This window comes from Modestobacter sp. KNN46-3, from assembly GCF_011039295.1.
On the sequence record NZ_JAAKGN010000159.1, the window covers coordinates 1 to 10,614 of the forward strand.

Genomic DNA, 10,614 nt, shown 5'->3' on the forward strand with positions numbered 1-10,614 from the left:
CGGGATCGGTGGTGGCGCGTTCCAGCACCTCCAGCCGGTGCGCGGCCTCCGCCGGCGTGCCCGGCACCAGGAAGCGCATCGTGGCCCCGGTGACGTCGAGGTTTTCCACGGCCGCGGCGTGCCGTTCCTGCTCCCGTCTGACGACCCACCCCCTCCCACCAAAATGGCCATTATGGTGGGGACCAGCCCCGAAGGAGAGCCCCGATGGCGTTCTACCGGCAGGTGGGCAGCGTCCCGCCCAAGCGGCACACCCAGCACCGTCGCCCCGACGGCGGCCTGTACTCCGAGGAGCTGATCGGCGAGGAGGGCTTCTCCTCCGACTCCGCGCTGCTCTACCACTCCGGCATCCCGTCGGCGCTGGTCGACGCCCGCCCGTGGGAGCTGCCCGACCAGACGCTGACCCCCAACGCCCCGCTGGTGCCCCGGCACCTGAAGCTGCACGACCTGTTCCCCGGCGAGGAGCACAAGGCCACCGACGCGGTAACCGGGCGCCGGCTGGTGCTGGGCAACGCCGACGTGCGGATCTCCTACGCCGTCTCCTCGCTGACCAGCCCGTACTACCGCAACGCCACCGGCGACGAGTGCGTCTACGTGGAGCGCGGGTCGGCGACGCTGGAGACCTCCTTCGGCGCGCTGGAGGTCGGTCAGGGCGACTACGTGATCATCCCGCGGACGACGACGCACCGGTGGGTCCCGACCGGGACGGAGCCGCTGCGGACCTACGCCATCGAGGCGAACTCGCACATCGCCCCGCCCAAGCGCTACCTGTCCCGGTACGGGCAGTTCCTGGAGCACGCCCCGTTCTGCGAGCGAGACCTCCGCGGCCCCACCGAGCCGCTGCTGGGCGAGGGCACCGACGTCGAGGTGTACGTCAAGCACCGCGGCAACGGCCCGGGTGGGCTGGCCGGCACGGTGCACGTCACCCCGGAGCACCCCTTCGACGTCGTGGGCTGGGACGGCTGCCTCTACCCGTACGCCTTCAACATCGCCGACTACGAGCCGATCACCGGCCGGGTGCACCAGCCGCCGCCGGTGCACCAGGTGTTCGAGGGCAACAACTTCGTGATCTGCAACTTCGTGCCCCGCAAGGTCGACTACCACCCGCTCGCGGTGCCGGTGCCCTACTACCACTCGAACGTCGACTCCGACGAGATCATGTTCTACGTCGACGGCGACTACGAGGCCCGGAAGGGCTCCGGGATCGGCAAGGGCTCGATCTCCGTGCACCCCGGCGGGCACAGCCACGGCCCGCAGCCGGGCGCGGTGGAGCGCTCGCTCGGCGCCGAGTACTTCGACGAGACCGCCGTCATGGTCGACACCTTCCGGCCGCTGGACCTCGGTGAGGCCGGCGTCGCCTCCGACGACGGCAAGTACGCCTGGTCCTGGTCCGGCCGCGGGCCCTCAGCATGACCGCAACAGGCGTGACGGGCAGCTGGCTGGAGCTGCCCGCCGACACCGGCTACGGGCTGGCCAACCTGCCCCACGGCGTCTTCTCCACCGCGGGCACCGCCCCCCGCACCGGGATCGCGATCGGTGACCAGGTGCTGGACCTCGCCGCGGCCACCGGTGACGACGTACACGCCACCGGCACCCTCAACGCCTGGCTGGCGCGGGGGCCGGAGGCGTGGGCGGCGCTGCGCGCCCAGCTCGTCGACTGGTTCACCGACTCCTCGCACCGCGCCGAGGTGGAGCCGCACCTGGTGCCGCGGGCCGAGGTGACGATGCACCTGCCGATCGAGGTCGCCGACTACGTCGACTTCTACAGCTCCCAGCACCACGCGGAGAACCTCGGGAAGATGTTCCGCCCCGACTCCGCGGCGCTGACGCCGAACTGGAAGCACCTGCCCATCGGCTACCACGGCCGGGCCGGGACCGTGGCCGTCTCCGGCACCCCCGTCGTCCGGCCCTGCGGTCAGCGCAAGGCCCCCACCGACGACGCACCGACCTTCGGGCCCTCCCAGCGGCTGGACATCGAGGCCGAGGTCGGGTTCGTCGTCGGCGTCGGCTCGGAGCTCGGCACCGCCGTGCCGGTCGGCCGGTTCGCCGACCACGTGTTCGGGGTGTGCCTGGTCAACGACTGGTCCTCCCGCGACCTGCAGGCCTGGGAGTACGTGCCGCTGGGTCCGTTCCTCGGCAAGTCCTTCCTCACCTCGGTCTCCCCCTGGGTCGTGCCGCTGGCTGCCCTCGAGGCGGCCCGGGTCGCCCCGCCGGCCCGCGACCCGCAGCCGCTGCCCTACCTGCGCGACGACGCCGAGCCCTGGGGGCTGGACATCAGCCTGGAGGTGCGGCTCAACGGCGAGGTGCTGAGCCGGCCGCCGTTCGAGCTCATGTACTGGACCCCGGCGCAGCAGCTGGCCCACCTGACCGTCAACGGGGCGTCGCTGCGCACCGGCGACCTGTTCGCCTCCGGCACGGTATCCGGCCCCCGCGCCGACCAGCGCGGCTCGTTCATCGAGCTGTCCTGGGGCGGCAAGGAGCCGATCACCCTCGCCGACGGCTCCACCCGCACCTTCCTCGAGGACGGCGACGAGGTGGTCATCACCGCCAGCGCCCCCGGCCCCGACGGCACCCGCATCGCCTTCGGCGAGGTCACCGGCCGGGTCGGACCGGCCCGCTGACCGACCCTGTCCGTCCCCCGCACCGCCCCCACCACGAGAGGCCGACGATGACCACTCCCACCGTTGCCACGCCCGTCGACACCGACGCGGCCACCCCGACGTACGAGCGCCTGCTCGCCGCCGTCTCCGACCCCGACGGCCGGGAGGTGCTCGACCCGGCCACCGGCGAGGTCGTGGGGCGGGTCGCCTTCGGGTCCGCCGAGGACGTCGACCGCGCCGTCGCGACCGCGCGTGCCGCCCAGCGGGCCTGGGCGGCACGCGCGGACTCCGAGCGCATCGACCTCCTGCTGCGCGCCGCCGACGCCATCGACGCGGCCGCCGAGCCGCTGGCCGAGCTGCTCTCCCGCGAGCAGGGCAAGCCCCTCAACGGCCCCAACGCCCGCTTCGAGGTCGGCGCCTGCTCCGCGTGGCTGCGCGCCACCGCCGCCACCGAGCTGCCCGTGGAGACCGTCGTCGACGACGGGGACATCCACGCCGAGCTGCACTACCGCCCGGTCGGCGTCGTCGGCGCCATCGGGCCGTGGAACTGGCCGATGATGATCACGATCTGGCAGGTCGCCCCCGCCCTGCGGATGGGCAACACCGTGGTGGTCAAGCCGTCGGAGCACACCCCGCTGAGCGTGCTCGCGCTGCTGGAGGTGCTCAACGGCGTCCTGCCGGCCGACGTCCTCATCGGCGTCGCCGGCGAAGGCGACGTCGGCGCCCGGCTGTCCGGCCACGCGGGAGTGGACAAGGTGATGTTCACCGGCTCCACCCGCACCGGCCAGGCGATCATCAAGAGCTCGGCGGACACGGTGAAGCGGCTGACCCTGGAGCTCGGCGGCAACGACGCGGGGATCGTCCTCCCCGACGTCGACCCGAAGGCGATCGCCGAGGGCCTGTTCTGGGGCGCCTTCATCAACACCGGCCAGACCTGCGCCGCGCTGAAGCGGCTGTACGTGCACACCGACGTCTATGACGAGGTCTGCGCCGCGCTCACCGAGGTCGCGAAGGCGATGCCGATGGGCCGCGGCCTGGACGAGCAGAACGTCCTCGGTCCGCTGCAGAACCGCGCCCAGTACGAGATCGTCGCGCGACTGGTCGACGCCGCCCGTGAGTCCGGCGCCACGATCCTGACCGGCGGTGACCCCGACCCCGACGCCCCGGGCCACTTCTACCCGACGACGCTGGTCGCCGACATCGAGGACCAGAACCCGCTGGTGGTCGAGGAGCAGTTCGGGCCGGCCCTGCCGATCATCCGCTACGACGACCTCGACCAGGCCGTCGCCATGGCCAACCGGCTCGACGTCGGCCTGGGCGCCTCGGTCTGGAGCAGCGACCGGGACGCCGCCCGCGCCGTCGCCGCCCGCCTCGAGGCCGGCACCGTCTGGATCAACGCCCACGGCGGGGTGCACCCGATGATCCCCTTCGGCGGGCACAAGAAGTCCGGCTACGGGCTCGAGTTCGGCGCCGAGGGCCTGAAGGCCGTCGCGGTGCCCCAGGTGATCAACGGCTGAGCCGCACCGGTGCCCGCGGCCTAGGGTGGACCACCACGACCACAGGGGGACGGCGATGCCAGCGAACGACAGCGGGGGTGCTCCGCAGTCGCAGACGCTGGACCGCGGCATCCGGATCCTCGAGCACCTGGCCAGCGCGGGGGCCCCGCAGCCGGTGACCGAGATCGGCCGTGCCCTGGACCTGCACCGGTCGATCACCTACCGGCTGCTGCGCACCCTGGAGGACCACCAGCTCGTCGAACGGGACCCGCTGGGCCACTACGGGCTCGGCCTGGGGGTGGCCGCGCTGGCCCGCGGGGTGCGCACGGACCTGAACGCCGCGGCGCTCCCCCGGCTCAACTCGCTGTCCACCGAATTGGGCATGACCGCGTTCCTGGTGGTGCGGGCCGGCGACGAGGCGGTGACGGTGACCAGCGTCGAACCGCAGGACACCCGGGCGCACATCACCTACCGGCCGGGCACCCGGCACCCGGTCGGCCGCGGTGCCCCGGGCCTGGCCCTGCTCATGCCCGAGCCGCCGGCGGACGACGACCGTGCGGCCCTCCAGCAGGCCCGCCGGACCGGCTGGGCCAGCTCGCACGGTGAGGTGATCCCCGGCATCCGGTCGATCGCCGCACCGGTCCTCGGCCCGGACGGCGGGGCCCGGGCCGCACTCGCCGTCGTCTTCGTGGACGAGAACAGCGACGTCGAGCAGGTCGGCCAGGCGGTCGTCGCCGCCGCCGGGAAGGTCGCCGCCGTCCTGCGCTGAGCGCCGGCCCCGGTCAGCCGCCGACGTAGGCCGCGAGGTGCTCCCCGGTGACGGTGGCGCGGCCGGCGACGAGGTCGGCGGGAGTGCCCTCGAAGACGATCCGGCCGCCGTCGTGCCCGGCGCCGGGGCCGAGGTCGATGATCCAGTCGGCGTGCGCCATCACCGCCTGGTGGTGCTCGATGACGATGACCGACTTGCCGCAGTCGACGAGCCGGTCGAGCAGCCCGAGCAGGTTCTCCACGTCGGCGAGGTGCAGGCCGGTGGTCGGCTCGTCGAGGACGTAGACGCCCCCCTTCTCTGCCATCCGGGTGGCCAGCTTGAGCCGCTGCCGCTCGCCGCCGGACAGCGTGGTGAGCGGCTGGCCGAGCGTGAGGTAGCCGAGCCCGACGTCGGCCAGCCGGTCCAGGATCGTGTGGGCGGCTGGGGTGCGCGCCTCGCCGTCGCCGAAGAACTGCTCGGCCTCCGTCACCGACATGGCGAGCACCTCGGCGATGTCGCGGCCGCCGAGCGTGTGCTCCAGCACCGAGGCCTGGAACCGCTTCCCCTCGCACTCCTCGCAGGGGGACTCCACGGTCGCCATGACGCCGAGCTCGGTGTAGATGACGCCGGCGCCGTTGCAGGTCGGGCAGGCGCCCTCGGAGTTGGAGCTGAAGAGCGCCGGCTTCACCCCGTTGGCCTTGGCGAAGGCCTTGCGGATGGGGTCGAGCAGCCCGGTGTAGGTCGCGGGGTTGCTCCGCCGGGAGCCGCGGATGGCGCCCTGGTCGACGACCACCACGCCGTCCCGGTCCGCGACGGAGCCGTGCACCAGGGAGCTCTTCCCCGACCCGGCCACCCCGGTGAGCACCACCAGCACGCCGAGCGGGATGTCGACGTCGACGCCCCTGAGGTTGTGGGTGTCCGCGCCGCGCACCTCGAGGGCACCGGTGGAGGTGCGCACCGCGGACTTCAGCGCGACGCGCTGGTCGAGGTGCCGGCCGGTCAGCGTGCCGCTGGTCCGCAGCCCGTCGACGGTGCCCTCGAACACGACCTCCCCGCCGCCGGTCCCGGCGCCCGGACCGAGGTCGACGACGTGGTCGGCGATCGCGATCGTCTCGGGCTTGTGCTCGACGACGAGCACGGTGTTGCCCTTGTCGCGGAGCTGCAGGAGCAGGTCGTTCATCCGCTCGATGTCGTGCGGGTGCAGGCCGATGGTCGGCTCGTCGAAGACGTAGGTGACGTCGGTGAGCGCGGACCCCAGGTGGCGGATCATCTTGGTGCGCTGCGCCTCACCGCCGGACAGCGTCCCCGCCGGCCGGTCCAGGGAGAGGTAGCCCAGCCCGATCTCGGTGAACGAGTCGAGGAGGTGCCGCAGCCCGGTGAGGAGCGGGGCGACCGATGCGTCGTCGAGTTCGCGGACCCAGGCGGCGAGGTCGCTGATCTGCATCGCGCAGAGGTCGGCGATGTTCCTGCCCTCGATCATCGAGGACCGGGCCTCCGGGGTCAGCCGCGTCCCGTCGCACTCCGGGCAGGTCTGGAAGGTGATCACGCGCTCGACGAAGGCGCGGATGTGCGGCTGCATCGCGTCGACGTCCTTGGCGAGCATCGACTTCTGGATCTTCGGGATGACGCCCTCGTAGGTGAGGTTGATGCCCTCGACCTTGATCTTGGTGGGCTCCTTGTACAGGAGGTCGTGCAGCTCCTTCTTGGTGAACTCCCCGATCGGCTTGTCCATGTCGAAGCCGGCGCCCGCGAAGATCCGGCCGTACCAGCCGTCCATGCTGTAGCCGGGGACGGTCAGCGCGCCCTCGGCCAGCGACTTGCCCTCGTCGTACAGCGCCGTGAGGTCGAAGTCGGAGACCGAGCCCATGCCCTCGCAGCGCGGGCACATGCCGCCCAGGTAGACGGCGTCCTTCACCACGGCCTTCTCGACGCGTCCGCCGGACTTCTCCGTGCTCATCACCCCGCTCGCCTTGCGGGTCGGGACGTTGAAGGAGAACGCCGTGGGCGGCCCGATGTACGGCGTGCCGAGCCGGCTGAAGAGGATCCGCAGCATCGCGTTGGCGTCGGTGGCCGTACCGACGGTGGAGCGGGGGTTGGCGCCCATCCGCTCCTGGTCGACCAGGATCGCCGTCGTCAGCCCCTCCAGCAGGTCGACCTCCGGCCGGGCCAGCGTCGGCATGAATCCCTGCACGAAGGCGCTGTAGGTCTCGTTGATCAGCCGCTGGGACTCCGCTGCGATCGTGTCGAACACCAGCGAGCTCTTGCCCGAGCCGGAGACGCCGGTGAACACCGTCAGCCGGCGCTTCGGGATCTCGACGCTGACGTCCTTGAGGTTGTTCACCCGCGCGCCGAGCACCCGGATCAGGTCGTGGGTGTCGGCAGCGTGCTCCGGTGCGGTGCTCACGTGTCTCCTCGGGGCGGGTCCGGTGGCGCGGATGCGGCGTCCTGGTGCGGCGTCCTGGTGCGGCGGCGGGGTCAGCGTGCCGCAGATCGGCGTGCAGTGGGGAGCTCGCGCCCGGCCGGCGGTGTCTCCCGGGCCATCACGCTAGGAACGTGACGGCCGCCTGCGCTTCTCCGTTCCTGACCGGTCGGGCCCCCTTGTCCCGCGGCGACCACCGGGGCTACCGTGCGGCTGTGGCTGGGCAGCGGATTCCGTGCGGGCCCGTCGGCGACTGACCCTCGCACCGGCGGGTCCGTGGGCACGTCCATCGAGGTCGCTCCCCCGCTGACCAGGGCCACCCGGCCCGGAGGCTCCCCATGTCCCCCCGCCACAGCTCCGCCCACGACGCGGCCAAGGTGCGCGTCGTCGTCACCGACGCACTCGGCCTGCAGCGCGTCCTCACCGTGCTGACCGGGCGCCACCACGCCTTCACCCGCCTGTCGGCCGAGGAGGCCGGCACCGACCGCTGGACGATCAGCGTCGACCTGATCGCCACCCCCGATGAGGTGGACCTGGTGGCCGCCCGGCTGCACCGGCTCCCCTGCGTGCTGACCGTCGACGTCACGCTGGCCGGGCGGCTCGCCTCGACGGCCTGACGGCGGGGCCGGTCAGGCCGCGCGCCGCGTCCGGGAGGCCTCGGCCAGCTCCGCCAGCAGCTCCTCGGTGGTGCTGAGGTCGACGCAGGCGTCGGTGACGCTCTTGCCGTGCTCCAGCCGCTCGGGGTGCCGCTGGTCCAGGTCCTGCCGTCCGGCCACGAGGTTGCTCTCGATCATCACCCCGCGGATCGCCTGCTCGCCGCCGGCGACCTGCCCGGCCAGGTCGCGCACGACCTCGGCCTGACGGCGGTGGTCCTTCTGGCTGTTGCCGTGCGAGGCGTCGACGACGAGGACCTCCGGCAGACCACGGGCGGCCAGCGCGCGCTTGGTGGCGGCGATGTGCGCGGCCGAGTAGTTGGGGCCGTCCTTGGCGCCGCGCAGGATGACGTGCCCGGTGTCGTTGCCGCTCGTGGACAGCTGGGCGCTCACGCCGTGGTGGTCGACGCCGAGGAACTGGTGCGGCGCCCGCGCGGTCAGCACGGCCTGGATCGCCACGTCGATGCTGCCCTCCGGGGAGTTCTTGAAGCCGACGACGGAGGAGAAGCCGGACACCCGCTCCCGGGCGGTCTGGTCGGTCACGTTGCGGGCCCCGACGCCGTTGTAGGTGACCAGCCCGTCGACGTACTGCGGGGTGAGCGCGTTCAGCGGCTCGGCTGCCACCGGGACACCCAGCGCGGTGATCGCGCCCATCAGCATCCGTGTGGCGACGAGGCCGACGCTGATCCGGCTGGAGCCGTCGAGGAACGGGTCGTAGGCGAACCCCTTCCAGTCCACCTCGGTCCGCGGCTTCTCGGTGTAGGTCCGCATCAGGATCTCCAGGTCGGCGCCGTGCCGCGCGCGCATCCGGGCGAGGAAGGCGGCGTACTCCAGGGCGGCGGCCGGGTCGTGGATCGAGCAGGGACCGGCGATGACGGCCAGCCGGTCGTCGGCGCCCCCGACGATGGCGGCCGTGACCCGACGCGCGTCCCGGGTGGTGGCGGCCGACTCCGCCGACAGCGGGACGACGGTCGCCACCGCAGCCGGGGTGACGACGACGCTCAGGCCGGTGATCCGGGCGTTCCCCAGGTCGCTGACGTCGACGTCCGGTGCCGGCGCGGCACCCAGTCGCTGCTGCACGCCGGGCAGCAGCTCGGTCAGTGCGGCGTCGATCTGGGCGTTCACCCGGGTCTGGACCTCGAGCAGCGCATCGGCGATCCGCGTCGCCTCGTCCAGCAACTGGTCAGCCGGCATGGGGGTCTCCTCCGTCGTTCGCGACTCGCCAGCGCCCCGACCGGGGCCGCGCCCGCTCCCGCGGGGCTGACCGGGACAGCATCCCGGAGCCGGGAGTCGGCGTGTCGTCCCGGGGTGCCGCGGGGCGACACGCCGACGCCCACCGAGCCGCGCCGGGGCCGGTCACCCCGGCCGGTAGCCCGGGAGCGGCAGGTCGGGGGCTCCGTCGTCACCCGGCCGGGGACGCCTGCTCGGGCAGGTAGGGCGAGAGGAAGCCGCACATGCCGAGCACCGGCTCGGCCTGCCGGGACAGCCGGTGCACCCCGGCGGCGCGCAGGTGCGGTGCCTCGCCCTCTGTCAGCGCGTCGAGCCGCTCCCCGGTGCGGTGGGCCGCGGCCAGGGCACCGGCCGTCCACCGTTCCCGCCAGTCCGGCACGCGGGGCCGCACCAGCGCTGCGGCGGCCTCGTGGAAGGCGGTGAGCGCACCGGCGTCCCCGGCCGCGGTGCGCTCGCGCAGCTCCAGGAAACCGGCCACGGCCAGGTCACGACGGGCCCGCGCCCGCTCCGGCGACGGCTGCCCGTCCGGGCCGACGAGGGAGGTGGCCGCGGCGTAGGCGTCGGGGTCCCGCAGGTGTTCGGCCGGCAGGGTGAGGACGGCGTCCCCGGCCTCGGGCAGCCCGCTGTTCTCCATGACCACGACCACCTGCAGGTCCTCGTCGTTCACCGCCCGGTGGATCGTGCCCGGGGTGAACCAGACGACGTCCCCGGCGGTCAGCGGCAGCTCCGCGGCACCGCCGGCGAGGGTGAGCGTCTGCAGCCGGCCGCGGCCGGCGACCACGACGTAGGCCTCCGAGCAGCACAGGTGCAGGTGCGGGGAGCCACCGTGCAGCCCGTCCGCGGTGTCCCACGGGTAGACCGACAGGCCGCTCAGCCCGACCGCCCCGGGCAGCGGCGGCACCGTGCCCCCGGCGCCGCTCACAGCGTGTGCTCCGCCGCGAACGCCGTCACCTCGGCGCGGCTCCACGCCCGGTCGGCGAACACCACCCGGTGCCGCAACGTCAGCGTCTCGTCGGGGGCGATCGTCACCTCCTCGCTGAACGCCGGCGACGGGTTGACCGCCGGGAACGGCTCGCGCCGGACGAACCAGCGCAGCGGCACCGGCGCGGAGCTGGTGCCGGCGGAGAACAGCAGCGTCGCGCCGCCGTCGACCTCGTCGTGCTGCCCGGTGTAGGCCAGCCACGGGGACGTCGTCCCCATCGGTTCGGCCGGGGCGTCCGGGTCGGCGGTGACCACCTCGCCCCCGGTGAACCCGCGCGGTCCGCGCCAGAAGAGCCCGGTGTAGCCGGCGTCCGGGCGGCCGTGGGTGGTCGGGCTGCCGACGTGCAGGTCCGCGCCCCGGACGTTGCGCAGCTCGGTGGCGAAGTCCAGCGTCCAGGTGCCCCGCTCGACGTCCAGGCCGTGCCAGCGCAGCTCCCGCCGCTCGCTCACCCAGTCCTCGCCGGCCGCGGTGACCCAGGTGAGCTCCTGG

9 protein-coding genes are annotated in these 10,614 nt (G+C 73.5%); 5 read left to right on the forward strand and 4 right to left on the reverse strand.

The features are described from left to right. The first annotated feature begins 204 nt into the window (after positions 1-204). The 4 genes from G5C62_RS22455 to G5C62_RS22470 are packed head-to-tail and all read left to right on the forward strand — an operon-like array spanning position 205 to position 4,862. Positions 205-1,410, forward strand: a complete 1,206-nt coding sequence (locus tag G5C62_RS22455) for a homogentisate 1,2-dioxygenase (RefSeq protein ID WP_036338459.1) — start codon at positions 205-207, stop codon at positions 1,408-1,410. An 11-nt stretch (positions 1,411-1,421) separates the two neighbouring features. Beyond that, positions 1,422-2,618: a fumarylacetoacetase gene (gene fahA, locus G5C62_RS22460; RefSeq protein WP_164702752.1), complete on the forward strand. Its 1,197-nt coding sequence runs from the start codon at positions 1,422-1,424 to the stop codon at positions 2,616-2,618. Positions 2,619-2,665: 47 nt separating this feature from the next. Continuing rightward, positions 2,666-4,114, forward strand: coding sequence for an aldehyde dehydrogenase family protein (locus tag G5C62_RS22465; RefSeq protein WP_164702753.1), 1,449 nt, complete (start codon positions 2,666-2,668; stop codon positions 4,112-4,114). A 55-nt stretch (positions 4,115-4,169) separates the two neighbouring features. Next, entirely contained in the window at positions 4,170-4,862 is a 693-nt protein-coding gene (locus tag G5C62_RS22470) for an IclR family transcriptional regulator (RefSeq protein WP_164702754.1), read from the forward strand. 13 nt (positions 4,863-4,875) lie between these two features. Here G5C62_RS22470 and G5C62_RS22475 read toward each other — a convergent pair whose 3' ends face one another. Continuing rightward, entirely contained in the window at positions 4,876-7,245 is a 2,370-nt protein-coding gene (locus tag G5C62_RS22475; RefSeq protein ID WP_164702755.1) for an excinuclease ABC subunit UvrA, read from the reverse strand. Between the two features lie 353 nt (positions 7,246-7,598). On the opposite strand from G5C62_RS22475, the gene G5C62_RS22480 reads away from it, so the two are divergent. Next, complete coding sequence (locus G5C62_RS22480; RefSeq protein ID WP_164702756.1) at positions 7,599-7,877, forward strand: hypothetical protein; 279 nt, start codon at positions 7,599-7,601, stop codon at positions 7,875-7,877. Between the two features lie 12 nt (positions 7,878-7,889). Here the strand turns inward: G5C62_RS22480 and G5C62_RS22485 are convergent, their stop codons facing one another. From G5C62_RS22485 to G5C62_RS22495, 3 genes are all read right to left on the reverse strand, one after another. Continuing rightward, positions 7,890-9,107 (reverse strand): 3-deoxy-7-phosphoheptulonate synthase, encoded by a 1,218-nt coding sequence (locus G5C62_RS22485; RefSeq protein ID WP_164702757.1) that lies wholly within the window; start codon positions 9,105-9,107, stop codon positions 7,890-7,892. Positions 9,108-9,315: 208 nt separating this feature from the next. Further along, positions 9,316-10,065: a cupin domain-containing protein gene (locus G5C62_RS22490; RefSeq protein WP_206330798.1), complete on the reverse strand. Its 750-nt coding sequence runs from the start codon at positions 10,063-10,065 to the stop codon at positions 9,316-9,318. Beyond that, positions 10,062-10,614: DUF6807 family protein (locus tag G5C62_RS22495; protein WP_206330799.1), on the reverse strand; the 553-nt coding region annotated here is incomplete at its 5' end. The genes G5C62_RS22495 and G5C62_RS22490, both read right to left, overlap by 4 nt.